This is a genomic window from Erwinia sp. ErVv1 (assembly GCF_900068895.1).
Lineage (GTDB): Bacteria > Pseudomonadota > Gammaproteobacteria > Enterobacterales > Enterobacteriaceae > Erwinia.
On the sequence record NZ_CDPK01000003.1, the window covers coordinates 454983 to 480882 of the forward strand.

The 25900-nt window shown below is 53.6% G+C and carries 25 protein-coding genes and 1 pseudogene; 13 read left to right on the top strand and 13 right to left on the bottom strand.

Features of this window, described 5'->3' with window-relative positions:
* Positions 1-61: 61 nt before the first annotated feature.
* Both A1830_RS06340 and A1830_RS06345 read left to right on the top strand, forming a co-directional pair.
* A complete protein-coding gene (locus tag A1830_RS06340) occupies positions 62-1813 on the top strand; it encodes a pectate lyase family protein (protein WP_067703318.1) in 1752 nt (583 codons plus the stop codon).
* A gap of 293 nt (positions 1814-2106) precedes the next feature.
* Positions 2107-2316, top strand: a complete 210-nt coding sequence (locus A1830_RS06345) for a hypothetical protein (RefSeq protein WP_067703321.1) — start codon at positions 2107-2109, stop codon at positions 2314-2316.
* A 107-nt stretch (positions 2317-2423) separates the two neighbouring features.
* Here A1830_RS06345 and A1830_RS06350 read toward each other — a convergent pair whose 3' ends face one another.
* The gene (locus A1830_RS06350) at positions 2424-2669 is read right to left on the bottom strand and encodes a DinI-like family protein (RefSeq protein ID WP_067703323.1); all 246 of its coding nucleotides are present in this window, start codon (positions 2667-2669) and stop codon (positions 2424-2426) included.
* Positions 2670-2773: 104 nt separating this feature from the next.
* Here A1830_RS06350 and A1830_RS06355 point away from each other — a divergent pair, with 104 nt between their 5' ends.
* The gene (locus A1830_RS06355) at positions 2774-2998 is read left to right on the top strand and encodes a YgdI/YgdR family lipoprotein (RefSeq protein ID WP_067703328.1); all 225 of its coding nucleotides are present in this window, start codon (positions 2774-2776) and stop codon (positions 2996-2998) included.
* A gap of 124 nt (positions 2999-3122) precedes the next feature.
* Positions 3123-3527 (top strand): hypothetical protein, encoded by a 405-nt coding sequence (locus A1830_RS06360; RefSeq protein WP_067703329.1) that lies wholly within the window; start codon positions 3123-3125, stop codon positions 3525-3527.
* A 29-nt stretch (positions 3528-3556) separates the two neighbouring features.
* Here A1830_RS06360 and A1830_RS06365 read toward each other — a convergent pair whose 3' ends face one another.
* Positions 3557-4219: an MBL fold metallo-hydrolase gene (locus tag A1830_RS06365; RefSeq protein ID WP_067703332.1), complete on the bottom strand. Its 663-nt coding sequence runs from the start codon at positions 4217-4219 to the stop codon at positions 3557-3559.
* 15 nt (positions 4220-4234) lie between these two features.
* Positions 4235-5155, bottom strand: coding sequence for a muramoyltetrapeptide carboxypeptidase (gene ldcA, locus A1830_RS06370; RefSeq protein WP_067703334.1), 921 nt, complete (start codon positions 5153-5155; stop codon positions 4235-4237).
* A gap of 281 nt (positions 5156-5436) precedes the next feature.
* Between ldcA and emtA the strand changes: the two genes are divergently transcribed.
* The gene (gene emtA, locus A1830_RS06375) at positions 5437-6069 is read left to right on the top strand and encodes a membrane-bound lytic murein transglycosylase EmtA (protein ID WP_067703336.1); all 633 of its coding nucleotides are present in this window, start codon (positions 5437-5439) and stop codon (positions 6067-6069) included.
* Between the two features lie 64 nt (positions 6070-6133).
* Here emtA and A1830_RS06380 read toward each other — a convergent pair whose 3' ends face one another.
* Positions 6134-6871 (bottom strand): flagellar brake protein, encoded by a 738-nt coding sequence (locus tag A1830_RS06380; protein ID WP_067703338.1) that lies wholly within the window; start codon positions 6869-6871, stop codon positions 6134-6136.
* Positions 6872-7054: 183 nt separating this feature from the next.
* On the opposite strand from A1830_RS06380, the gene A1830_RS06385 reads away from it, so the two are divergent.
* The gene (locus A1830_RS06385; protein ID WP_067703340.1) at positions 7055-7306 is read left to right on the top strand and encodes a GlsB/YeaQ/YmgE family stress response membrane protein; all 252 of its coding nucleotides are present in this window, start codon (positions 7055-7057) and stop codon (positions 7304-7306) included.
* Between the two features lie 66 nt (positions 7307-7372).
* Here A1830_RS06385 and A1830_RS06390 read toward each other — a convergent pair whose 3' ends face one another.
* A complete protein-coding gene (locus A1830_RS06390) occupies positions 7373-8650 on the bottom strand; it encodes an MFS transporter (RefSeq protein ID WP_067703342.1) in 1278 nt (425 codons plus the stop codon).
* 109 nt (positions 8651-8759) lie between these two features.
* Positions 8760-10421 (bottom strand): alpha,alpha-trehalase TreA, encoded by a 1662-nt coding sequence (treA, locus tag A1830_RS06395; RefSeq protein WP_067703345.1) that lies wholly within the window; start codon positions 10419-10421, stop codon positions 8760-8762.
* A gap of 243 nt (positions 10422-10664) precedes the next feature.
* On the opposite strand from treA, the gene A1830_RS06400 reads away from it, so the two are divergent.
* Positions 10665-11855, top strand: coding sequence for a serine hydrolase domain-containing protein (locus tag A1830_RS06400; RefSeq protein ID WP_067703348.1), 1191 nt, complete (start codon positions 10665-10667; stop codon positions 11853-11855).
* Between the two features lie 398 nt (positions 11856-12253).
* Here A1830_RS06400 and A1830_RS06410 read toward each other — a convergent pair whose 3' ends face one another.
* The gene (locus A1830_RS06410; RefSeq protein ID WP_067703354.1) at positions 12254-13108 is read right to left on the bottom strand and encodes a hypothetical protein; all 855 of its coding nucleotides are present in this window, start codon (positions 13106-13108) and stop codon (positions 12254-12256) included.
* A gap of 501 nt (positions 13109-13609) precedes the next feature.
* Here A1830_RS06410 and A1830_RS06415 point away from each other — a divergent pair.
* The 4 genes from A1830_RS06415 to A1830_RS06430 all read left to right on the top strand — a co-directional run bounded on the left by A1830_RS06415 (position 13610) and on the right by A1830_RS06430 (position 19071).
* A complete protein-coding gene (locus A1830_RS06415) occupies positions 13610-14407 on the top strand; it encodes a fimbrial protein (RefSeq protein ID WP_067703357.1) in 798 nt (265 codons plus the stop codon).
* 178 nt (positions 14408-14585) lie between these two features.
* A complete protein-coding gene (locus tag A1830_RS06420) occupies positions 14586-15089 on the top strand; it encodes a CS1 type fimbrial major subunit (protein WP_067703360.1) in 504 nt (167 codons plus the stop codon).
* Between the two features lie 76 nt (positions 15090-15165).
* Complete coding sequence (locus A1830_RS06425; protein WP_067703364.1) at positions 15166-17904, top strand: TcfC E-set like domain-containing protein; 2739 nt, start codon at positions 15166-15168, stop codon at positions 17902-17904.
* A gap of 9 nt (positions 17905-17913) precedes the next feature.
* The gene (locus A1830_RS06430; protein WP_067703367.1) at positions 17914-19071 is read left to right on the top strand and encodes a CfaE/CblD family pilus tip adhesin; all 1158 of its coding nucleotides are present in this window, start codon (positions 17914-17916) and stop codon (positions 19069-19071) included.
* Positions 19072-19112: 41 nt separating this feature from the next.
* Here the strand turns inward: A1830_RS06430 and A1830_RS06435 are convergent, their stop codons facing one another.
* The 4 genes and pseudogenes from A1830_RS06435 to ychF all read right to left on the bottom strand — a co-directional run bounded on the left by A1830_RS06435 (position 19113) and on the right by ychF (position 21696).
* Positions 19113-19706 (bottom strand): LuxR family transcriptional regulator, encoded by a 594-nt coding sequence (locus tag A1830_RS06435; RefSeq protein ID WP_067703369.1) that lies wholly within the window; start codon positions 19704-19706, stop codon positions 19113-19115.
* Positions 19707-19941: 235 nt separating this feature from the next.
* Entirely contained in the window at positions 19942-20133 is a 192-nt protein-coding gene (locus A1830_RS23895; protein ID WP_369815690.1) for a hypothetical protein, read from the bottom strand.
* Between the two features lie 41 nt (positions 20134-20174).
* Positions 20175-20390: pseudogene (locus A1830_RS23900) on the bottom strand (Arm DNA-binding domain-containing protein); the annotation flags it as partial.
* Positions 20391-20604: 214 nt separating this feature from the next.
* A complete protein-coding gene (gene ychF, locus A1830_RS06440) occupies positions 20605-21696 on the bottom strand; it encodes a redox-regulated ATPase YchF (protein WP_067703371.1) in 1092 nt (363 codons plus the stop codon).
* A gap of 342 nt (positions 21697-22038) precedes the next feature.
* On the opposite strand from ychF, the gene A1830_RS06445 reads away from it, so the two are divergent.
* Entirely contained in the window at positions 22039-23520 is a 1482-nt protein-coding gene (locus tag A1830_RS06445; protein WP_067703374.1) for a SulP family inorganic anion transporter, read from the top strand.
* Between the two features lie 7 nt (positions 23521-23527).
* Here A1830_RS06445 and pth read toward each other — a convergent pair whose 3' ends face one another.
* Positions 23528-24112 carry an aminoacyl-tRNA hydrolase gene (gene pth, locus A1830_RS06450; protein ID WP_067703376.1) on the bottom strand — a complete coding sequence of 195 codons (585 nt, stop codon included), beginning with the start codon at positions 24110-24112 and terminating at the stop codon, positions 23528-23530.
* 272 nt (positions 24113-24384) lie between these two features.
* Here pth and ychH point away from each other — a divergent pair, with 272 nt between their 5' ends.
* Positions 24385-24672, top strand: coding sequence for a stress-induced protein YchH (ychH, locus tag A1830_RS06455; protein ID WP_067703379.1), 288 nt, complete (start codon positions 24385-24387; stop codon positions 24670-24672).
* A gap of 209 nt (positions 24673-24881) precedes the next feature.
* Here the strand turns inward: ychH and prs are convergent, their stop codons facing one another.
* Entirely contained in the window at positions 24882-25829 is a 948-nt protein-coding gene (gene prs / locus A1830_RS06460) for a ribose-phosphate diphosphokinase (RefSeq protein ID WP_156484946.1), read from the bottom strand.
* Between the last annotated feature and the right edge of the window lie 71 nt (positions 25830-25900).

The window sequence follows — 25900 nt, forward strand, 5'->3', positions numbered from 1 at the left end:
TCCCAAAACCTGCCCCCGTGGGCACCCCTTGCACGACTATTCCTTTTATCTGGAGGTTTTTATGATCGAAGTGAACTGCTTTGCCGATCTGCGCACCACTGCACCGACGAAAGCTGGCGACATCGCCGCCCTGAAACGCTATTACGACAAAGACTCGTCATTTCACGGCGGCGGCGACTTTGTCGGCTTTCTGGGCACCACCACGCTGACTGATGACGGCGGAACGGTGGCGAAGGGCAGCAGCTTTTACTGGAAGCGTATTATTAACGATCCCGTGCAGGTGAATCTCTATCACTTTGGCGCACGCGGCGACGGCGTAACCGATGACGGCGACGCCTTCAGGCGGATGTTTAGCTGGTCGCAGAGCTACGATATCAACGCAAAAGATATTGGCGTGCGTTTTCCGCCGGGGAAATTTTTGATTTCGCCCATCGACCTTTCGGCCAGCGAAATACCTTATTTTGCGCTTTATGGTGACGACAGCCCTTACGGCGTGTCTCCGGGCACGGTAATTATCTCTGATAAGTCGATCAATACGGTGTTTAAGGTCAATGCCCGGCGCACCGTTATTCGCGGTATCAGCTGGAACGGGCAGGCCAGCGCGGATATCACCGCTACCAGCGGGGCCATTACCGCCGATATGCTCTCCAACGTGCAGCCATTTTTTGAAAACACCACTATCGAGGGCGAGTTCGTGCATATCCGCTGCTTTCGCGTGCAGTATAACGGCGGCACCGTCATCAAGCTGCTGGACACCCTGGATACCCGCTTTGATCAAATCTACAGCCAGAATACCTATGCGCGGGTTTTTGAAGTGGGCTGGTCTAACTCGCCCAACGGCGTCTGGGATCACGCAACGGCAATTGAGCTGAGTAATGCCAACTTCCAGACCGGCTATGGCGATGCCACCCTGTATATGCCACGCATGACCCAGGGGATCATTCACAACGTCTGGATTGAGCATACGCGGTTCCCCGGCGATCTCACTAACGGGCAGTGGATTGTCGATGCATTAAGCGTGGAGGATTGCGCTAATCCGCTGTTAATGAACAACAGTCGGGTGCAGTTTCGTCAGCTTAATTTGCAGGCGGGTGCAAAGGTCAGCATAGATACCACCAGCGACCGCTGGCTGTCAGGCTACGAATCCGGCTGGCGCCGGGAGGAGAACTTTGGCACCACGATGACCGGCTCCATGAAGGCCGGCTGGTACAGCGGCTACCGGCTGAATAATATTTCGGACAGTGATAAATGGTTCCGCATTGGCAAATTCGTCTTCCCGAAAGTCAATCAGCAGTGGACGCTGGAGTTCGTGGGTAAACTGACGAATACTAACCCGGCGGGCACGGCAGCCAGCCCGGTGCAGGCTGTTTCATCCGGGGTGACCTGGCTGAACCTCCAGCGATGCGTCAGTTCAGTCTGGGCGGATATGTTTCATCGCGGCTCGACGTCGGTGATTGATGTCAAATATAAGCGCAGCTATGAAAACATCGTTGAGGTATGGGTAAAACTCAAAGCCGGCAGCGGGGATACCATGTTTAATCTTCGTTCCACCGGCCCCACGCGGTTTGATTCCGGTGAATGCTCCTTGTTTACCCCGGACCTGAGTGAGGTGACCGATCTCACTACGTTGGGTACCGTGACCCCCAGTGCAAGACTCAGCCTGCATAATGGTTTAGCAGGGATAGGGGCTAATGAAAATGGCGTAGTGACCTTAGCGACTGCGGATGCAGCGGTACCTGCCAGCACCGCACCGGGCGGTTACATTACGCTCAACATTAACGGTACCGATCGCAAGTTCCCTTACTATAACTGAGTGCTACAGCCTGAACCTAACCGCCCCTCCAGGGCGGTTTTTTTTTGCAGCAAATAAAGCCGCGGTGCGCAAAAAGTGTTGGCGAACATAGCAGAAGAGTGAAATAGTACGGAATCACCCTCCAGGAATAATCCGTTTTTAGTGGACGAAATTTCTGTTTCAGGGGGAAATTGTGTGGTTTTTCTGCCAGAGGCGTTTATAAAAGTGGCAGCCTGGCCATTAGAATAAATCAGGGGTTGAGCCAGATGAAAAGGGTCGTAAAATAGGACCATTACTTAAATCAGGAGAATGATGTGTCAGAAGCTGCGTCTGTTGAAAACCACCCCGATCGGCTGGAAGAGGCAAAAAATATCGCGCTGGGATGGCGTATTGTCGGCCAGATGGAACCGCATACCTTAGAGGATGCGATTCAGATGCTTCGTGACAGCTCGGCCCATGCGGCAAAAGTCTATGACCTGATCTATGCGGAAATCGCTGAGCGTAACAAAGACCAACCGCGCTGAGCGGAGTGCTAAGACTCACTGCACTCAATGAAATCAGGTAACCGGGCTGCTGCATGCTGAAGGGCAGGCCGGGTCAGTTAGCTGTCGTCGCGCACCTCTTCTGCTCGTTAATATTCGCCTGTTACCAGCCACTGATCGGCTTCTTCAAACATCTCTTCAATGACTCTCATCATGACAGCCTTATCGCTTTTGCTGGCATCGGTTTTCACGCTGTTAGCCTGCATCGGCTTGACCCGGACGTCCGCCTCCGGAAAAACCCGCTGGATGCGTTTTTCAAGCTCGTCCAGAATCATCTGTTGAGCATTAGGTAAACCCGCTACGTTGCGCTTATCGTAAATCAGTTCAACAAACATGTACTTATCCTGGTTAACTGTGCTGTATAAAAATACAGTTATTTTAACCATCCTTCAATCAAATTATGATACAGGTGGGATAACGCATAAACAGGAAATGAAAAATGAAAAAAATGCTGTTAATGGCCAGCGTTCTGATGGCCGGCACGCTGCTTGCAGGCTGTACGAACAATCATATTCTGCATATGAACGACGGGCGCACGCTGGTGGTACAGGGTAAACCGCAGGTCGATAAAGCGACCGGTATGGTGCTGTACACCGATGAAAACGGCAAGCAGCAGGCGGTAAATCAGGCTGATATCAAAGAGATGAGCGCGCTGGACAAGTAGAGGGTGCGGACAAACCAGGAACACTCCTGGTTTGTCCCTTTTCACGAAGGGGACAGTGTCATGTGACGGACTTTTCCCTCATAGTATTTGCGTTAAGTGAGAAAATTTCCGGAGAACGCTGATCATGTTTCGCATTTTCGCCGCGGGCTGTCTGCTGGTCAGTGCCACCTTTGCGGCGCGGGCCACGCCAGATGCCCAACCGATGAACGCTGAGTTTCAAATTACCTGCCCTGGTCGTCAGACCATGACCGTCACCGAAGCACAATATGGCCTGACCACCCTGATGTGGCCGGGTAATCATTTCCAGATTGCCGCAGGGCAGCAGCAGTCGAGCACCGACAGCGGTACGCGGGTGTCGATTGTGCTGTTTCGAAACGGCGATCAGATGATCGTTAATAAAGCGGATCAGGAGACATTTTTCTCCTTCGAAGGGGCCAAAAAGCTGGTGCCCTGCAGCCGCAGCAGTGAACGGGAGAACAGTGCAGTCACCCTGCAGCGCACCGATGCGACCGGAAACGTAGAATCCTGACCCCTCAGTCAGTTAAAAAACCTGCCCGGCTACTCGATAACCCGCTGGCGACAATCCCGCGGCTGGTGCTCGGCTTCATCGAGCAGTGCCAGCCACTCACGTACGGTCACCTCGCACCAGCCCGGATGACCCCGTGTCACGCTCATCAACACCACGTCTGGCCGCAGCGCCCGGTAGAACTCCAGCGATTTATGCAAATCGGCCTCGTTACTCTCGGGTAACTGCAGCGTCACCCAGCGATTGCCATCCCGTACCAGCGTGCCCCCGACAAACAGATAGGTTTTGCCGAAGGGGGAGGCATAAAGATAGGTGGTACTGCCTGGCGTATGGCCCGGCGTCGGAACCAGGTGGAAGCTGCCGCAGTGTACCTCTGCCAGGTTGAAGGTATCATCGGCTTCAACAAAGGCGCTTACTGGACCGAGCGCCCGGGTATGGCAGTAGAGGGCGGAATTAAACCGCTGTTGCAGCTGTCGCGCACCGGGGCCGGCCTCCTGCCAGCCACTCAGATAATGACGGATTATCCCGCCAAGACCGGCAATCGTCTGGTGATCGTCAGCATTCTCAACGCGGGAGATCAGCATGTTGCCTCGCTCATGCTGCAACAGAAACCCATGCATCATCCACTCTGATTCTGTCTCACAGGCCGACAACTCCGGCGTGGAAACCCAGAGGTCCTCATATAACTGCTTCATAGGGGCTCCGGGAAGTTAACGCAGCGTAGGGTGCCCTGATAACCTTAACGAAGCCTGGTTACCTTCTACTTTCAAATTGCCATGGGCGCCTAAGGGTAGCGTGACGGTATCGCGATCGTGGCCAAAAGAGAGGCCGGTAACCAGCGGCAGGCCGGTTATCTGCCGGATTAACGTCCAGACGCTGTCAAAGTCGTAGCCATTATCGTATGCGCTCAGGTTTGCAGCGGTAAAACTGCCGGTCACTATGGCTTTCTGTCGGGCCAGAATGCCGCTCTGGGCCAGCTGTAGCAGCATGCGTTCAATCTTGTAGGGATGCTCATTTACATCTTCAATGACCAGGATGCCGTCAGAGAGGGCAGGTAGCCAGGGGGTGCCCACGAGGGAGGTTATCATCGCCAGATTTCCGCCCCATACCGTCCCGCTAACGTCAACGTCCTGCGGTGGCGTTTGCCAGCTCAGGGTGAATTCTGGCGAGGTCAGCGCCCGCCAGAAGTGATCGAGGGTGAAATCAGAGAGCACCTCCGCACCAAAATTACCCGCCAGCAGCGGGCCGCTAAAGCTCTTTACGCCGTGGGTCAGCAGGGCCAGCTGGATCGCGGTGAAATCGCTATGGCCGCAAAGCGCAACGGGCTGCTCCCGAAGACGTGCGGCCAGACCCTGATAATCGAGGTGGGGCAGAAGCCGTGACGCGCCATAGCCACCGCGCACCGCCAGCACAATATCCGGCAGCGTCGCCAGCGCTGCCAGAGCGTTCACATCCTGCAGGCGCTCTTCGTCAGTCCCGGCAAAACGGCGATCGCGTCGGGGAATAATCTCCGTCTGGCTCACCTGATGCCCCTGGGCACGCAGCCGATCGACGGCCAGATGGGCGGCATCCTGATTAAGGCAATAGCCGGAAGGGGCAATCAGATGAAAAGAACGCGGAGTAACGGACATAATCTTCACTTTAATCCTCTAACGGGTGGAATAAATGGCGCATTTCAGTGTGCTACGCTTACCGCTGGCGGTCGGTTTGAGCCTTGCGCTGCATAATGTTTGCTTTTTATACTGACTCCAGTGGATTTTTTTGGCAGACCGGGGGTCCAATAACCCGATAATGACTAAAAGCCTGTCCTAAGTCACCCTCTGACCCGGCAAATTCAGAGTTACGGTAATTTTCCACAGGTCAGCGGCGGGTATGATAGGTCGCAGGCTAAGGCGCAAAGGATAATAAAAACGTGAGAAGCGTTAACTACGTTGCAATCGCAGGGGTGCTCCTGCTGGCAGGCTGTGCCAGCAAACCCCATAAACAGACCGTCACCGTACAGCAAACACCATTAACCAAGGCCCCACCGCAAAAGGTGGCGCAGGCGTGGTCGATCTTTACGGAGAATGCGGCCCACAGCTACGGAATCGATCAGAAGCTGGTAGATGCCATCATTTCAGTGGAATCGGGCGGCAATCCAACGGTAGTCAGTAAGTCGAATGCCATTGGATTGATGCAGATTAAAGCCTCCACGGCCGGCCGTGAAGTCTATCGCGTCCAGGGGCGTCGCGGTCAGCCAAGCAGTTCGGAGCTGCGCGATCCGGTGAAAAATATTGATATCGGTACCGCCTATCTGAAAATTTTGCAGGATCAGTCGCTGGCGGGCATTCGCGACCCTGAAACGCTGCGTTACGCGACGATCGTTTCCTATGCCAACGGGGCTGGCGCGCTGCTGCGCACCTTCTCTCCCGATCGCGACCGGGCAATAGCCATGATCAACGCGATGACGCCGGAAGCGTTCTATCATCACGTTCAGAGCAAGCATCCCGCTGCGCAGGCACCGCGTTATTTGTGGAAAGTCACCACCGCCTACCGGACTATTTGAACCCTGTGTTGACCGGCGGGAAGGGGATCCTCTCGCCGGTTTAACTCTGACAGAGTGATAACAGCTACTGAAAGCGGGTCGCTTTATCGCGCGCCAGGCGCTCAAGTGAGAAAATGACCTGCTGGAGCTGACGTTCCTGGTCGGCGCTAAGTTTCTGGAAGCGAAAGCTTAAACGTGGCGTGATAACGGTTTGATTTTTGCTGCCGACCACGCTGCGCTGTCCAATGTTCACTAATCGGGCATCCACCTCGAAGCGACCATATTCCCCCATCTCCAGACGCATGTTCTTAAACAGCTCACCTTCTGCCAGACCTGGCGGCAGCGGGCATTCTGCCAGTACGCTAATTCCCCCCAGCGAGATATCCTGCAGGCGGAGGCGTCCCTGTCCCCTACCGTCGGGCCAGCCCACGTAACAGATGAACAGCGGCGAGAGCGGTGCGGTTACGCGAAAAAACTCTCTGCGCTGAATCATCATCAGGTCATCAGGCAGGCCGGAGGTAAAGGCGGGCAGGCCGGTATGGCTGGTGATACTTAGTTGAGAAACGGCAAATTCAACTTTCGCCCCGGCGGTTTCCGCCGTCATATTCAGCAGCCGGGCCTCAGCGGCGAGCTGATTGTCATAATCATTACTGCCATAATCGACAATAAACCTTTCGCGATCCGCACACAGCAACCGGGTAATAAACTGGCCGCGTTGATGAGTCACCATTACCGGGGTCTGATTTTTGACCAGATCTTTCAGGACGCCCAGCACGGCCAGCGGGCCGCGTTTGAGGTACTGCTCGTTATCTTCCTCTTTCACATCCCTCTCCTGATGAATGTTGAAACCAGATTTGAATAGTTCTGCGGCAATTTATCGGCAGATTCTGATGACTTCTTAACACCTGTTATAAAAAAGTTGAAAAAAACTTTAGATTTAAATCACAAGGTTAGAATCTTAGCCTATACTTACGCGGTCTAAATGTAGCAAGGGAAGGAGTAGGGAATGGGTATTATATCGTGGATCATTTTTGGTCTGATCGCAGGTATCATTGCTAAATGGATTATGCCGGGTAAAGACGGCGGTGGTTTCATCATGACCGTTATCCTGGGCATCGTGGGTGCAGTGGTCGGCGGCTGGATCAGCACCACGCTGTTCCATATGGGCAAGGTTGACGGTTTCAACTTTGGTAGCTTTGCCGTGGCGGTGGTAGGCGCGATTGTCGTGCTGTGGATCTACCGCAAAGTCAAAAGCTGACGCATACGCAATTGAATGAAAAAGGGAGACGGAAACGTCTCCCTTTTTTTGTCTGTCTGCGACGGATCAGGTTTCCAGTGGCTTCAGATGATCGTCGGCGCGCAGGGTCATAATGGCGATGGCGCTGATAATACAGGTCAGCGTCACGTACCAGGCGGGGATAAACACATTGCCCGTCCGGGCTATCAGACCGGTAATAATCAGCCCGGCACAGCCGGAAAACACCGCGTTAGAGAGCGAATAAGCCAGCCCCAGTCCGGTATAGCGTACCCGGCCAGGAAACATCTCTGCAAGCATGGCAGGCCCCGGCCCGGCAATGATACCGACCACCCCGCCCGCCATCATCACTGCCAGGGCTTTCAGCCAGACTGACGTGGTGGGCTGCTGGAGCAGCGCCAGCAGCGGAAAGCTGAATACAATCACCGTTACCATCGCCAGCAGCATTATGCGGCGCCGACCAAAGCGATCGCTCAGCCGTCCGGCGGGCAGGATGGTGAGGGCAAAGCCCAGATTACCCAGTACGGTCGCCGCCAGCGCCTGCTGAAAGCTGGCGTGTAATGACGTCTGCAGCCACGAGGGCATAATCACCAGGAAGGTATAGCCCGCCGCCGACCAGCCCATCATTCTGCCAATGCCCAGCACGATGGCTTTTACCACCACCGGTAAGGGCGCAGGAAGAGTATGCTGCGCGGCAGCAAAGGCCGGCGGTTCCTCCAGCTGAGTGCGCAGCCAGAGCGCCACCACGCCAAGCGGCAGGGCAAGCAGAAACGGCACCCGCCAGCCCCAGCGCGTGAGCTGATCGCCGGTAAGCACGGCGGCCAGAACCGCCACCGTCGCCGCGCCCGCCAGCAGACCCAGCGCCACGGTAAAGGACTGCCATGCGCCGTAGCGCCCACGCTTACCCGGTGGGGCGAGCTCGGTCATCAGGGCCACCGCGCCACCAAATTCACCTCCGGCGAACAGGCCCTGAAGCATCCTCAGCAGGGTAAGCAGCAGCGGGGCGGCAACGCCTGCAACGGCGTAGGTGGGCATCAGGCCAATCAGGAAGGTGGCAGAGGTCATCAACAGCAGCACGGCAATCAGCGTCGGTTTTCGACCAATGCGATCGCCAATACGACCAAAAATCATGGCGCCGATGGGACGGCAGAAAAAGGCCAGTGCAAAGGCGGCATAGGTCAGGATCAGGCCGGTCAGTTCACTTTCTCCCTCAAGCTGGAAAAAGTTTTTGGCAATAATGGTCGCCAGAAAGCCATAAACAGCAAATTCATACCACTCAATAAAATTGCCCGTTGAGGCGGCAATCAACATTTTCTTATCCGGAACGGGGGCAGTTGCGTTATGCATGGTTAATGCCTGGGAAGGTGAAAAGAGAAAGAGTGACAGAAAAAAACGCTGTTGGGTAACAGGAAGCCGTTATGACGGCAGCGCGTGAGGTACGCGCTGCCGAACCTGCTTATTTTATATCACCCACGTTGTTGCAGGTGATGCCTTTTGGACAGTAGAGATCCATCAGTTTCAGCGTGACGCCGTTGGTCCAGCCGAAGCCGTCCTGCAGCGGATATTCACCGCCGCCCCCGCCGCCGAGCCCTTTTCCTTCCACCACGTATTTCTCAACCAGCTTGTGCTCTTTGTCATAGGTGGTCTGAACATTTTTCAGGAAGCGAATGCCGATATCCTTCGCCAGCGCCTGCTGACCATAGTTGTTCAACCCCTCTACGGCCGCCCACTGAAGCGGTGCCCAGCCGTTCGGCGCATCCCACTGCTGGCCGTTGTTAACGGTGGTCGTGACCAGTCCACCCTCTTTCAGCAGCCGACTCTTCACCACGGCTGCCGTGCGGCTGGCCTGCTTATCGGTCGCGACCTGAAGGTAGAGAGGAAAGAGCGTCGCGGCGGTTAACTGCGGACGTACGGCACCTTTCTGCCAGTCGTAGTCCGCGTAAAAGCCCTGTTTCTCATCCCACAGATAGCGATTGATCGCCTGCTGACGTTTTTTCGCCAGCGCGTCGTAATGCCTGCTGGCGTCAGCCTGTTTCGCGACCTGATTTGCTTTCGCCAGGGTCTTTTCGAGATGGAACATCAGGGCATTCAGGTCGACCGGTACAATGCGCGTGGTCTGAATGGTGGAGATATCGTTCTGGGTGCCGAACCAGCGGGAGCTGAAATCCCAGCCGGAGGCCGCGCCCGTGCGCAAATCGCGATAAAGGCCCGCTTTCTCACGATGGTTAGCTTTCTCCGCCGTGTTGACGTCATCCAGCCAGGATTCGGTGCGCGGTACGTCGCGGGCATCCCAGTAGCGGTTAAGCAGCGTGCCGTCCTTCAGCTTCACCACGTTTTTACTCGCGTCTCCCGCCTTAAGGTTGTCCGCGCCCGCCATCCAGTAGTCGTACTCTTTCTGTAGCTGCGGCAGGTATTGAGTGTAAACGCCGTCGCCCTGATGCTGCGCCAGCAGATCGACCATCAGGCTGAAGAAGGGCGGCTGTGAGCGGCTGAGATAGTAGCTGCGGTTACCATTAGGGATATGACCATATTTATCCAGCAGGGAGGCGAAGTTATTCACCATATCCTCGACCCGATCCCAGTGTCCGCTCTCTGCCAGGCCCAGCATGGTGAAATAGCTGTCCCAGTAATAGATCTCGCGGAAGCGGCCGCCGGGCACCACGTAGGGTTTTGGCAGCGGCAGCAGGGAATCCCAGCGCGCGGGCTGGCTGGCGGAGCGGGTCAGTACCGGCCACAGGCCATTAATATGTTCGCGCAGGCTCTGCCCGGCGGGCGGGACATATTTATCGCCGTCGACGGGAAGGGTGAAGTTGGTGTCAACAAAATGGCGTAAATCGAAATTACGCTGCTTCTTCTGCATCTGCCAGTCAGCAAGAATGGTCGAGGGATCGCTCTTTGGGATCGCATCCGCAAAAGTTTTCTGATCGGAAAAAAGCTTCGCCGACTGCACGGCCTGAAACAGCGGGCCCAGGCGGATATCCGGCGGCTGGGGGGACTGACTCAGCATAGATTGCTGCGCGTCGCTTTGCTTTGCAAAAGCGGTATCGGCCAGCGTGGAAGAGAGAAGCAGTGGCAGTACCAGCATGGCCCGCCATTGACGTTTTTCGACTTGTTGCATTGGTTGTTCTCCATGTCCAGACCAAATCCAGTCTGTAAGTAGTTGACCCTGAAAAGAACTTTAGTCGATTTTTCGCATTCCTTCCGCCACGAAGCCGGGAAGTGTGAAGCCGTACGGCTTTTCGTCAGGTGCAGTACCAGCAGGTCATACGGTCAGCGGGCAGATGGACTATCCCGGGCGCTGTTTTTTCTTTAATCTGAAACCATTCATCAGCATATTACCGAAAATAATGAGGGTTCTGTCATGACGAATTCCGCCTTTCCCCTGACGACGGGTGTTCCCCCGGCAAACCTGGTTGACCGCGTTCGCGGCGTCGTGCAGCAGGCGCTGGACGAGCGACGGCTGGTTGGCGCGGTGGTGCTGGTCGCCCACAATGGCGAGCTGATCCACCAACAGGCCGCGGGCCTTGCCGATCGCGAAAGCGCGCGACCCATGACCCTGGAGACGGTATTTCGGCTGGCGTCAGTCAGTAAGCCGATTGTCTCTACCGCGGCAATGGTGCTGGTGGCGCAGGCGCGTCTGGATCTGGACGCCGGCATTGAACGCTGGCTCCCTGAATTCCAGCCACGTCTGGCCGATGGCGCACCGGCCTCCATCACTCTGCGACAGCTGCTGTGCCATATGGCCGGGCTAAGCTACCGCTTTTCCGAGCCTGATAACCAGGGCCCCTGCGCGCGCGCAGGGGTGTCCGACGGCCTGGATGCCTCCGGCATTAGCCTTGATGAGAACCTCCGCCGGCTGGCCAGCGTACCGCTGCTGTTCAGGCCGGGTACGGACTGGCGTTACTCACTGGCGACCGACGTACTGGGTGCGCTGATCGCCCGCGTTCAGGGTACGACGCTGGATGTGGCGGTACGGGATCTGGTGACGGGTCCACTGGGTATGACCGATAGCGGATTTGTGATGCACGACACCCAATCTGTCGCCACCCCTTACGTAAACGATACGCCGCAGCCGCACCGGCTGGCAGAGGGGGAAACCGTTCCTTTTGACGATGAAACCCTCGGCGTGCACTTCAGCCCGGGGCGGATCTTCGATCCGTCCGCTTTCCCCTCGGGTGGAGCGGGTATGGCGGGCACCGCAGGCGATGTTATGCGCCTGCTGGAAACGCTGCGCCAGCAGGGCGGAGAGCTATTGCCCGCCGATCTGGTTGCAGAAATGGGCCGCGATCAGACCGGCGGCATAAACCTCCCCGACAATCCGGGCTTCGGCTTCGGCCTGGGGTTTGCCGTTCTGCGTGATCCTCAGCAGGCCGCCTCGCCGCAGTCAGCCGGTACCTGGCGCTGGGGAGGCGTTTATGGTCATTCGTGGTTTGTGGATAAGGAGCAGGGCCTAAGCGTGGTGGCATTAACCAATACGCTGTACGAAGGGATGTCCGGCAGTTTTGTCACCGAGCTACGGGATGCCGTTTATGCCGGGCTGGAGCCGGGGTAAGGCTGGGGTTTGGTTGGGGTAAGGCTGGGGTTGTGGAGGGCTGGAGTTGGTGTTTGGCGGGAAGTGGGATGGGAACGGCGTGGGTGAGAAGAGGCGGGTGGATGGGGCGAAGGGAGGGACGCTTCGGGGGAAATAAACCTTACTAAGATCCACGCATGCGCGTGGATTTTATAGGTTTTTTTTGATGTCATCTTACCCGCCAATAATGGACACGCGACTAAGTGAGTAAACTCTTAACCAGAGGTCGCTCACATGACAAAGCCAGCATCAACCAGTAAGAAGCCACGTAAGCAACATACGCCTGAGTTCCGCAACGAAGCCCTTAAGCTTGCAGAACGCATCCTCCAAAAGGCCGCGACATACTTCGCGAAGCGCCTGAAATGAAGTAAATTTGCCCCTCAGATCGTTTGACTCTGGGGCAAACCTCGCAATCCATGCTCGATCATCGCCATGTAAACCGCAAAGTAGTTCAGCACCATTTGCATGAAGGTCAGGTGCAGGATGATGGTGTTGTTCTCTGTATCGAGCGTCAGTAATCCGCCAACCTCTGCGGCTTTCAGGCATCGTCTGATGTGCGAACGTGACACACCACACTTGAGCGAGGCTTTCAGGTAGTTGTACTTGATCACCGCCGTCTGCTGTTTGATGCTCTCGATATAGAGATCCATCAGCAGCATATGCCCGGCATCTCTGAAAATGAACGCCTTACAATCCGGCACCATATCGAAGATATACACCTGACTGAGGGTGATTTCGGCATATTTTTGGAAATAAGCAGCGGTGAAATTTTCCATTTTCAGACATCCGGATACATCGAAATCAGGATAAAGCATCCCATAGGGGATCATCATGGTATTAATTAACGCACGGGTTTCATCAAGCGCTTTTGACGTCACCTGATAGTTTAACTTTCGTTTATCCTGGGGATCCTTTTTGACGTCCATACGGCCACCTACCCGGATAAAGAGCAGAAAGGAATCGATCGTATTGTCACTGATTAACCCCGTTTTTTTACAAAAATCTTTTACGTGGCGAAGCGTCGGTTTTTCTGTCGTAAAAAAATACGCCATGATGGCCGAACCGATAATAAAACGGTTTGCTTTAAAAATAACCTTAAAATAGAGAGGCTTAGTCAGATAAAGTCTAAACAGAAGTTTATAGTGCTTCTGTATGGCTGCCTCAATATCTTTATGATATTTAATTACTTCTGCACGGAGGAAAATTAATTCTGTGAGTTTTTGTTTGCTCTTCATATTGATGCTTACTTTGCCTGGTTCCATAATACAAATAAAAAAATATCGCCATTGTTTTTTAGTGTTAATTTAAAATCCGTTGAGAAATGGTTAGTTGCACTATATGGCGACAGTGGGTGTTTAGCGATTTCTGTTAAAATTAATAAGGGTCTTTATTGCCCTTCTCAGGATAATCCTAGCACTAAAGTGTCTATTTCTCATAAACCCTGATTTCATTCTTACCGGTTAAAATAGTTTAAAAATCCATTACCCATACTTTCATTGTGGGTATTTTAATTAACTATTTCATTGAGTTAGGTGATTTTTATTACAGCATGGATCTTTCTGCCCTTTCTCTTAAAAAATTAACCACAAAAATGGACAGTGACATATCAGAGGCTGTGTGAGAATTTTCTTATCGCCAGGTTATACCCGTGAGCTCAGATGTCCGGGTTAACAGGGGTACTCTCAGGAGGGGAAATTACCGGCACGTTTTTTTAATGGATCTTATAAGGATTTATCATGGAAGAGTCACGTCATCAGACCCTGCGTTACGGCAATTCTTTTGCGTTCTTTTGTAAAAAGAAGTGCGCCACGCTACGGTGTTTCTTACTGATAATAATGACTTTTTTATCCATGCCTGCTGCATTGGCAAATATGAGCGTTTATCCCATGGAGGTGACGCTAAATAGCCAGGGCGCAGCGCAGGTACAGACTTTGTCGCAAAGCGGCGAGGCGCAGTTTATTAAAGTCAGCATTAAGCGAATTGATCACCCTGCCACACAATCTGAAAAAGAAATATTGATAGAAGATGCGGTTTCACGCTCGCTAATTGCTACCCCGGATAAATTCGCGCTGGCATCGGGTTCGCAACGTATCATTCGTCTTATTTCGTTAAAACCCCCGGAGAAAGAGACTGCCTGGCGTGTTTACTTCGAGGCCGTCGGTGCGCCGGAGGAATTGAAGGATAACACTGGTAAGGAGAATAAAATCAGCAACCAGGTGGGCATCAATTTAGTCTGGGGCGTGCTGGTTCATATTCCGCCGAAACACGCTGTGTTATCACTCATTCCATTATCGTCGAGCGACGTTAAAAACAATGGCACCGTGCGAGTGGTGATCCGTGAAGTCGCTCTCTGCTTGCAAAAAAATAACAGCGGCAGCTGCCGGTGGAAACAAGAACACGCCACGGTATATCCGGATGAGACATTGCGGCTCAAATCATGGGCGCCAGCCGAAATAAACGCTGCACGGGAAATAAAAATTAAATATGTTGATCAGAAAACGAGAAGCATGAACGAATACGTTCTCGGGAAATAATCAACTTATTCTAAAAGAATAACAACCTGTTTGTTATTAAGCAGTTCATTATCAATAAAACGGTCATGGATGCGCGGCATTCTTCAAGCCGCAGGTGAGTTGGCTGTATTAAGTCACCTTCCTGCAGCTCGAACTCTTTAGCGTTATGACCATTACATGGATTTTCATGGAGCTACAAATGCAAAAATTAATCAAACCTCTTTTAATCGCTGCCGCGTTAACGGCTGCATTTAATGCACAGGCTGTGCAGAAAGATATTACTGTCAATGCCAACGTTGATTCGACGGTCGATATGACTCAGGCAGATGGTACTGCACTGCCGGGCACCATTAATATGCAATATATTCCTGGCCTTGGTTTATCTACTTATTCACTGGATACCAAAATCTGGTCGAATTCTTCTACCGCCAATATCAACGTGGCGCTGGTGAACACTGCCCAGTTAAACGAAACCGTAACCGGTACCGCCGTTCCGTTGAAAGTCACGCTGGGTGCAGATCTGAAACCGATCACCACCACGGCGACTTCCCTGACTTACGCATCCCTGTTTCCGGCGGGCACTGAGAACGGTTCTTCCGTTCTGCCATTGAAAATCTCCCCGGCAACCGTAGCGCCTCTGACGACCGGCACCTATTCCGGCGTGGTCAGCCTGTTAATCACACAGGCAACGACGTCGAGCTGATTTGCCTGAGTTGACTGATCGATTATTTTGGGGGGCAGTTTGCCCCCTTGTTATTCTTTTTCAGCAGGACGCTGTAATGAAGGTCAATTTCCGCATCGTTATAATCGCCTCTTTCATTACCCTGACCCCCTTTCTTTCAGCCCGTGCTGCCACCCAGGTTCCGCCTGGTTTTGAATCGCTGGTCACCGGCCAGACGCTGTGGCTCAATCTTTCTGTCTACGGGCAATCGCTCGGACTTTTTGAAGCTTCCGTTAACCTCGATACTGTCACTTTCCTCAAACCGGAAGACGTGGCGCAGGCAGTGATGGCGCATTATCAAAAGAGTTCTCAGCAGCAAGTGGTACTGGACCGTCTGATCGGCAAGCCTATGGCACGTAATGGAAATCTGGCGTGCAGCAGTAACGGCGGCGCGGCAGGGTGTGACTATCTGGCAACGGACTCGGTTGCGCTTATCTATGATGAAAATAATGCCAAAGTCGCGCTGTTCCTCGGCCCTGAGTTTGTGCCGCTTGCCGCAGACAAGAGCTCGCCATACTTCGAACAGACGGCAGAAACGGAAGCGGCGTTTATCCATCAGCAGAATATTAACTTCGTTACCAACAACGATGACCAGACGTTATCCGTGCAGGGCGCGGGCGCGCTCGGGCTGACGGAAAATAGTTATGCCGGTATTGACTGGGATTATCTGGCGCAGAAATATCGCCAGCAAAATCATCAGGATGTGCATTTTAACAACGTTTTCCTGCGCCGTGACGTCGGCAAACGCTATTACGTTCAGGCGGGGCGTATGGACTCGCGAGATATTTTCAGCAACGCAGGCGGAAATATTACCCTCAGCCAGTTGCCGCTCAGCACCATCGAAGGTGCGCGTGTTGGTTCCACGCTCGCCTGGATGAACAACTCACAGGCCGCGCAGGGCACGCCGGTGACGGTGTTTATCACCCGCCCGTCGCGCATTGATGCCTATCGCGATCGGCAGTTGCTCGGCACCTTTTACCTGAATGAGGGGACGCAGAACCTCAATACCACCGCGTTCCCTAACGGCAGCTACACCGTGACGTTGCGCGTTTACGAAGATAACCAGTTGTCGCGCACCGAGCAGGTGCTTTTTAGCCGTACGGGCAATGCCACCAGCCAGAACATCGAATGGTTTGTGCAGGGCGGTGCCATTCCTGACCACGAGGTACAGGGCAATGGTGCAGAATCAAAAAACGGTACCGATCGCCGCGTGATGCAGGCGGGGATCAAAGTGCCGCTCACCCGTGAAGCCGCGCTCACCGGTGGTGTGGCCGCGACCAATCGCCACCATTTTATCGAAAGCGCACTCGATTGGAGTCACGGATTTGATAACCCGCTGCTCGACGGCATTCTCACCACCCGCTTCAGTTACCTGAAGGGCAGCGAAGGCTCGCGCGGCAACATTCAGCAGGTCACCTATAACGACGGTTTTTCCCTCAGCTTTTACCGGAGCGCGCTGTATGCGCAGGATTGTTACAGCAACAACGGCGGCCAATACGGTTTTAGCGGTTGCTATCAGAGCAGCAGCCTGATGTTCAGCGTGCCGGTGAAAAGCTGGTATGTGAACGCCGGTTACAGCGCCAGCAAAAATCAAGGCCGCAACGTGATCCCGGCGCAGCTCGATGATAAAGACGTGGTGCCGGTGTGGACACGCCGCAGCAGCTATAACAAAACGCAGACAGCCACCTGGCAGGCCGGGCTGGGGCGCGGTTACAGCGTCGGCGGCATCAATATCAATACCAGCGCCAACCTTTTTACGCGTACCAACAGCACCGGCATGAAGCGCGATAACGGCGGATTTCTCTCCGTTTCGCTCTCGAGGGTCAGCACGCCGACGATTAATGCGCGCTCGAACTACAGCTCGGTGGGCATGACTTATCAGACTGACCGCAGCAGTAAAGATCAGGTTAGCTATAGCGTCGCGCAAAACTGGTATTTCGATGCGCAGAACCAGCAGGAGATCGGCGTGAATCTCAACGGAAATCAGGACAATACGCTGAATGCTTCGGTCTACGGCAAAACCAGCGGCGAGTACGGCAGCGGCAGTCTGGCGTTCAGTTCAGCCTCTTCGGGCGCGTCAAGCCAGCGTTTAAGCAGTAGCGGCAGCTATAACTCCTCAATGGCGGTAGCAAAATCTGGTCTGTACTGGGGGAAATGGGGTAACGGCCTGCCCGGTGCTGCCGTCGGGCTGAACGTCGAGAGCACCGATGACAGCAGGGATACCCGCGTGGATGTCTCCGTTGACGGCGCGGGCAGCGCCAGTCTGCACGGTACCGGCCGAACGTTGTTCAGCGTGCCGGCGTATACGCAAAGTAATATCAGCATCAATGACTCCATCGAATCCACCGCCGGTATGCGCAGTGAAATCACGCAGGGTGCCGGACGCCGGACGCTGTTTATCGCGCCGGGACGGATGCTGGTCAGCAAGGTGAATATCGTCTCGCGCTACACCTATCTCGGCAGACTGATGATCAATCAGCAAACGCCGCTGGAAGGCGCTACGCCGCTAAATGTCGCCAGCTGGTCGGGATTAGGGCAGGGCGGATTCACGGCGGAAACCGATCGCCGCATGAAAAATTTATATATGGCACGTGGCATGCAGATTTACCGCTGCGAACTGAAGGTGAAAAGCACGCATGACGTCGTGCGTTATGTCGGCGACAGCGATTGTAAAACGGTCGAACTCGCGTCTGTGCCGCAGGGCGTTCAGCAGCAGGCAAAAATGCTGATCGCTACCCGCCGGACGGATGAAGGTCCTCTTGCGCGGGCAGAGTTTTCCTCGCAGGAACAACAATAGGGATTTTGTATGAAAAGTAGATTTCTCGCCTGTCTGGCGCTGATATGCCTGATGGCTGGCGCGCAGGCGGCTTCGCTCACGCCGTCAGGACGCAATACCAGCATCGCCGTGTCCTTTGACCGGATGTCTGTACCGGCGCAGTTGCCCATCTGGACCAACGAAAACGGCGGTTATGACACCAACGATGCACCAAAATGGGGGCGGAACACGCTGGTTTGTCAGTCAGGAACCAGCAATCAGTACGGTGCCTGCCTGACGTTTCCGGTCTGGCTGGAAGCGTCCCCCGCGCCATATCCCGTGCCGGTCTTGTTTACCGAAAGCACCACTAAACAGACGCTGGTGCTCAATGTCTATATGACCAAACGTAGATCGCTAAATAATGTGGTAGTGGCAACCAATCTGGTTCCGCTGAATGCCTTTGGCGGCGAGGTTACGCCGAGGAGCGACGGTACGGATTATTCGGCGTATGTAACTTCGTCGGAACTGAGTAAATTTCCCGCCGCCGGAACCTGGAGCGGAACGCTCAAAATGTCGCTGATGCAATGGCCCGTAACCTGTACCGGGAATCCGCAGAACGTGAACGTGGGCTGTACCAACGCGATCAAGCTGGCTGACTGGATCGCCAGCATGGCGTTTAAGGTGACGGATTACGGTAATCAGCAGGTCTATCTGCCCGAGTTTGGCAATGCGGCGGCGAATGTGGATCTCGGGCTGAAAATCCTCCCCGGCGCGCGTGCCACCACCACCGTAAGCGGCAGTCGTTCGCTGGATATGTGTCTTTATGATGGCAATAATTCGGACAGCAACCGCGTAAGCCTGATATTTCAGGACGAAGGTTCTGCCGCGCCCTCCAGAGCCACCGGGTTGTTTTCGTTATATCTCATTGGTGGGAATAAAAATCTGGCGCAAGATCGTCTGGATTATTCGATAGAGGTGATTAACCCGCTGACCAAAGCGCGGCAGGCAGTGCAAAACGGCACCGAGGTCATCTGGAGCGGCACCAATAAAGGCGTATTACGACGCGTCGTATTACCGGGACAGCGCAATTCTGTGCTGTGCGTTCCCGCACCGATGGAGTTGATTACGCCGTCTTTCACTTTGTCGTCAAAAACGGCCGGGCGATATCGCGGTACCCTGAGGATTATTTATACCCCGACCACGCAATAATTCCCCGAAAGATTTATTTGCTACTGAATAAAATTGTTGGATTAATAGTGATGAATAAGACGCTTATACAGATGAAGGCTGTTTTTGAGGTTGAGTTTTTTAACCACATTCGCCTGATAACTGTAGAGCGTTTTTTTGTTTTTACCGGTTATTTTCGCCACACCATCAATTGAACCTTGGGTGAATAAAGAACACAGGAAACTGAATTCGCGTTTTGTTAAATCATTACTCATCACGGATGAGGGAAATGACAGGCCGTTTTTGTGAAGTAACAGCATCTCCGCAAGTTTACTAATAATCATGTCTGTGGAGGATTTTTTATCGATAAAAAAGTCGGCTTTGATGCCGTGCTCACTATAGCTAAAAATATTTCTCTCAAAGTCGGAGAAGAAAATCAGCGTTGCGTTTAGATTGATTTTGATTCGTGTCAGATAATCGATGTATGTCAGCGTAGTGCGGAAATTGGCTGGTAAATCAAAAATAATCAACGGCGACGATATGGATTGACTTTTTCGGTCATTAAGCCTGTTTTTTATTTCACGAATATCGCTGCAACAGCATAACAGTGATTCACCGATCAACGCAGTCAGGCCCTGCTGGTGAAAGTAGGACTGATCCAAATAAATAGCATCCATTTTAATTTCCGATGAGGTTTTCCTTATTCTCCGAATAATATCGGTTTCATGGTAAAAGTTAACTGTCCATTTTTGGTGCTAAGTTTTTCTGCTACCTCCAAGCCGGTTATTCCTGATTATGGCTTGATCACATACGGGGAGCGGGTCAACATATATTGTAGGTTGAATTTTAAGTTTAAAAGGGCAGTTATAAAAACATATATTAATCAATGATAAAACATCAATACATCATAGTTTACGAAACATCAGCACTGTTGCTAGTACTGTTTATCCATGCATCAAGTTTATCAGCCCAATCCTGCATCATCACTTTACGTTCATCAAGATAGGTCGCATGGTTATAGGTGCGGCGAACATTGTTGCTATCGGCGTGCGCAAGCTGAGTTTCGATAGCATCAGGTCGATAGCCCATTTCGTTTAAACGCACACCTGACGAGCCTTCGTCGGCTTAACTCCATCCGCGACTTACATTCGCGCTTGCTCGCACACTTCCCGCGAGCTTCGGCAAGTTTGACCGTCGGGTACTCACCCAGCGCAAACATGCTGGATTTACCGTTAAGTTTAAACCGATAGCGCCAGGCCTTTTTGCCATTGGGTTTCACTTCGATATAGACCGTAGAAATCATTGAGCCGATAGAATTTTTCTTTCGGCCTGGCAGTGCGGCATTGCGTATCGGTGAGCATAACGGGCCTTGTTTATTTATTATACCGTTATTGAGCTCACTTAAAATGAAGATGGAAGAATGTTGTACTCATCCACGTACTTATTTTTGACTGCGTTGTTACGAAATGAGGTGAGCCTTTATGAAATGAAAAATCCACGCATGTGCGTGGATTTTGAAGGTTTTTTTTGATGTGCATGAGGTGCAGTGAAACCTCATAAGACAACAGAAGCTATTTAGACGTTGAACAGGAAGTTCATCACGTCGCCATCTTTAACGATGTACTCTTTGCCTTCGGAGCGCATCTTACCGGCTTCTTTCGCGCCCTGTTCACCCTTGTAGGTGATGAAATCTTCATAGGCGATGGTCTGGGCGCGGATAAAGCCCTTCTCGAAGTCGGTGTGGATTTTACCGGCGGCCTGTGGAGCGGTAGCGCCGACCGGGATGGTCCAGGCACGTACTTCCTTCACGCCTGCGGTAAAGTAGGTTTGCAGATTCAGCAGGGCATAGCCCGCGCGGATCACGCGGTTCAGGCCTGGCTCTTCAATGCCCAGCTCGGCCATAAACTCTTCGCGGTCGGCGTCGTCCAGCTCGGCGATATCGGATTCAACTGCCGCACACACGGCAACCACCACTGAGCCTTCGGCATCGGCGATTTCACGCACTTTGTCGAGGTAAGGATTGTTCTCGAAGCCGTCTTCGTTAACGTTGGCAATATACATGGTGGGCTTCAGGGTCAGGAAGCTCAGGTGGCGGATGGCCGCTTTATCATCGTCGTTAAGATCCAGCGAGCGCAGCATACCGGCATTGGAAAGGTGCGGCAGACACTTCTCCAGTGCGGCCTGCTCGGCCTTAGCGTCCTTGTCGCCGCCCTTGGCTTTTTTCTGCACGCGCTGGAGCGCACGTTCGCAGGTATCCAGGTCAGAAAGCGCCAGCTCGGTATTGATAACGTCAATATCGTCAGCCGGATCGACCTTGTTATTCACGTGGATGATGTTGTCATTCTCGAAGCAGCGTACCACGTGGCCGATAGCTTCGGTTTCGCGGATATTGGTCAGGAACTGGTTACCCAGACCTTCACCTTTCGAGGCACCTTTCACCAGGCCAGCGATATCCACGAATTCCATGGTGGTCGGCAGGATACGCTGCGGCTTAACGATTTCAGCCAGCTTATCCAGGCGGGAATCAGGCATTGGCACCACGCCGGTGTTTGGCTCAATGGTACAGAACGGGAAGTTAGCTGCTTCGATGCCCGCTTTGGTTAACGCATTGAACAGAGTCGATTTTCCGACGTTCGGCAGGCCCACAATACCGCATTTGAATCCCATGTTTGAATCACCTTAATTGCTTGATCGCCCGGCAGATATAACCGATTCCGGACGGTCGATGTTGAGTAACACTAAAAGTTTCCGCGCATTATACACGTAATTATCGCTGCGATGGGGGCGATTTCTCTCCGGCCCGTCAGGAAATGAGTTGAGATCCACTTCACATTTCCTGATACTGACCGGACTTTACAATTAACGGAGACGCAAGCGGATGCCGGGCTTCCTGCTTACGCCATCCTGAGTGCTTCCTTTCACCGCACGGCTCTCCCCAAATGTGATATTTCTCACCGTAATGTTTAAGGCGGTGCAGGCGTGGCATAACTTAATAATATTGGAAAAAGTATGTTTAATTTCAGCAACCTTAAGGCAACGGACGTTAAAAACGACGTGCTGGCCGGTGCCGTTGTCTCGGTGGCGCTAATCCCGGAAGCGACGGCCTTCTCGCTGCTGGCCGGTCTGTCGCCCACGATCGGTCTGCACACCGCGTTTATCCTCGGGCTGGTCACCGCCTTCTTTGGCGGTAAGCCGGGCATGATTTCAGGCGCAGCCGGATCGATAATCGTTGTACTGATCGGTCTGATCCAAACCCATGGCTATCAGTATGTGCTGCTGGCAACGATTTTCGCCGGTGTTATCCAGCTGGCAATTGGTCTGTTCCGGCTGGGCAAGTTTATCCGGCTGGTGCCGCAGCCCGCGATTTACGGTTTCGTGAACGGGCTGGCGATTGTTATCGCTCTGGCGCAAATCCCGATGATTAAACATCAGGGACCCGTGATGTACGGCCTGGTCGCGCTGGCGATGCTGATTGTCTGGCTGTTTCCAAAGTTCACCCGCGTCATCCCCGGTTCGCTGGCCGCGCTGATCGCTATCAGCGCCATTGCCATCGGTTTTGGCCTGGATACCAAACGCGTCGGAGACCTGGCCGATATCTCTGGCACGCTGCCTTTTTTCCACCTGCCGGAAGCACCGCTGAGCTGGGCCACGCTGAAAGTGGTGCTGCCCTATTCGGTGATTATTGCGCTGGTGGGGCTGATTGAGTCGCTGCTGACCCTCGCGGTACTGGACGATATGGGCAGTAAAAAGGGCAACGGTAACCGGGAGTGCGTCGCACAGGGCATTGGCAATACCCTTTGCGGCTTCTTCGGCAGCTTCGCCGGCTGTGCGATGATCGGTCAGTCGATTATTAACTTTACCTCCGGCGGTCGCGGACGGATATCCAATCTGGTTGGGGCCGTTCTGCTGATCCTGTTTGTTATCAGCCTGTCGAAATATATCGCGCTGCTGCCGGTGGCCGCGCTGGCGGGTATTATGTTTGTGGTCTGCATCAATACCTTTGAATGGACATCGCTGCGTCGCCTTAAGCGCATGCCAAAGCCGGACGCGGTAATTATGGTGGCCGTTACCCTGGTGACCATCTATACCGACCTGGCCATGGCGGTTATCTGCGGCGTGATTATCTCGGCGCTGGTGTTTGCCTGGCAGCATGCACGCATTACCATCGTAGAGCAGCGGGAAGAAGAGGGCGTGAAGACGTACCGGCTTGAAGGGCCGCTATTCTTTGGTTCGGCTGCCAGCTTTAACGAATTGTTTCACCCGGAGCAGGATTGCGAGGCGGTGGTGATTGATTTTGCCCATACACGCGTGATGGATTCGAGCGGCGTGGAGGCGATTGATAAACTCACCAGCCGCTACGTGGAGGCGGGACGCAGCGTCAGGCTGCGTCATCTCAGCCGTGACTGCATCAGCCTACTGAAGAAAGCGGGCCCGTTCTGCAGCCATGAGCTGGATGACCCCAACTATCAGGTGGCCGCAGACAGCGACTAATATTGCATCAGGCTTTAAACGCGTGAAGGCGATTCATCGCCTTCAGCTTATCTTCCTTCAGCCAGAGCTCGGTACAGCGGGCAGCCTCATCTATCGCACTGTCGATGAGCGTCTGCTCGGCGGCCTGAGGTTTCCCCAGTACAAATCCCACCACTTTATTACGATCGCCAGGATGCCCGATGCCAATGCGCAGGCGGTGGAAGTCCTGGCTGTTCCCCAGCTTGCTGATGATATCCTTCAGACCGTTGTGCCCGCCATGGCCGCCACCCTGTTTGAACTTTGCGATGCCGGGAAGCAGGTCCAGCTCATCGTGCGCTACCAGAATCTCTTCCGGCACGATACGGTAAAAGGCTGCCATCGCGGCGACGGCTTTACCGCTCAGGTTCATAAAGGTGGTGGGCACCAGCAGGCGGACATCGTTGCCACTCAGGTTCAGGCGGGCGGTGTAGCCGTAGAATTTGCTCTCTTCCTTTAGGGACTGGTTGTGTCGTTCAGCCAGGAGATCAACGTACCAGGCTCCGGCGTTGTGGCGGGTTGCGGCATATTCGGCGCCGGGATTGGCAAGGCCCACAATCAGTTTAATGCTGCTCACTTGTCTCTGTTCCTGAAGAATGCGTTATCAGGGGGCTAGTGTACCTGGCAGAACGGCAGAACTCAAAGTAACGCGCAGTGATGTGACGAAAGCCACACTAATCGCCCTGCGTGATAATAAGTTTTCTATAGTAAAACAACCCTTTAGACGTAAAGTTATGTCAAACTTTAAGCAATAAATGTGATCGGACCCGCACCAGACTGCATATCCATTAGGTAAACTTATCTTACTTTGGGGTGGATTCTGCCCCGCTTTGCTTCTGGAGGTGGATTATGAAACGTAAACATGCACATTACGCGGGTAACGCGCTGATGGTATTGGGTTTGGTAGTGATGCTGGCTGGCATTGCTTTTGCCGTACTGAACCAGCTTCCTCAGCTCCAGATGCCGCAGCTGATGATCCAGGGTTCAATTCTTAGCATTTTCATCGGCGCGCTGCTGTGGCTGGTTGGCGCGCGCATTAGCGGACGTGAAAAGATAACCGATCACTACTACTGGGTACGCCACTATGGCGATGAGCGCTGCCGTCGCCCTTCCGGCAACCATCACGGACATCAGTAATTCTGCCCCCACAGCTTCGTTTTTATGGAACTGTCGTGATAGCTCACCGTAAAAGTGGCGCTGTAAATCACGTCCTGGAAGGAGGGCATAAAAGCCAGCGTTTGAAGGGGATTAGTATTCGCCGGTGGGAACCGGGTGGCAGGGACGATCAGTGTTTGCTGTTCAGCTAGTGCGAAAGAAGTGGGACGGGCGAACCCGTCCCACGTTTATTAATGCTCGAACATCGCAGAAATAGACTCTTCATTGCTGATGCGACGAATCGCTTCAGCCAGCATGCCAGAGAGCGTAAGGGTACGCACGTTTGGCAGCGCCTTAATCTCTTCCGGCAGCGGAATGGTGTCGCAAACCACCACTTCATCAATCACCGAATGACGCAGATTTTCTACCGCATTGCCTGAGAAAATAGGGTGCGTGGCGTAGGCAAATACGCGTTTGGCACCTCGTTCCTTCAGCGCCTCGGCAGCCTTACACAGCGTGCCGCCGGTATCGATCATATCGTCAACCAGCACGCAGTCGCGGCCCGCCACGTCACCGATGATGTGCATCACCTGAGAGACGTTAGCACGCGGACGACGCTTGTCGATGATCGCCATGTCGGTATCGTTCAGCAGCTTAGCGATAGCACGGGCGCGAACCACGCCGCCGATATCCGGGGAAACCACAATCGGATTCACCAGACCAATCTGCAGCATATCTTCCAGCAGGATTGGGCTACCAAATACGTTATCAACCGGGACGTCAAAGAAGCCCTGAATCTGCTCTGCATGCAGATCCACGGTCAGGACGCGGTCAACACCGACGCTGGAAAGGAAGTCAGCAACCACTTTGGCGGTAATGGGGACGCGGGCAGAACGCACGCGACGATCCTGACGGGCATAGCCAAAGTAGGGGATGACGGCGGTAATACGGCCGGCGGAAGCGCGACGCAGGGCATCAACCATCACAACCAGTTCCATCAGGTTGTCATTGGTAGGGGCACAGGTGGACTGGATGATGAAAATATCACCACCGCGTACATTTTCATTGATTTGTACGCTCACTTCACCATCACTGAAACGACCGACGGCGGCGTCGCCCAGGCTCGTGTAAAGGCGGTTGGCAATACGTTGTGCTAGTTCCGGGGTGGCGTTACCAGCAAAAAGCTTCATATCAGGCACGAGAAGAACCTCAGGCTTTGCGTCCAGAGAATGAACAACATCGTTAGCGGCACTGGGCGGTATACCGCTGA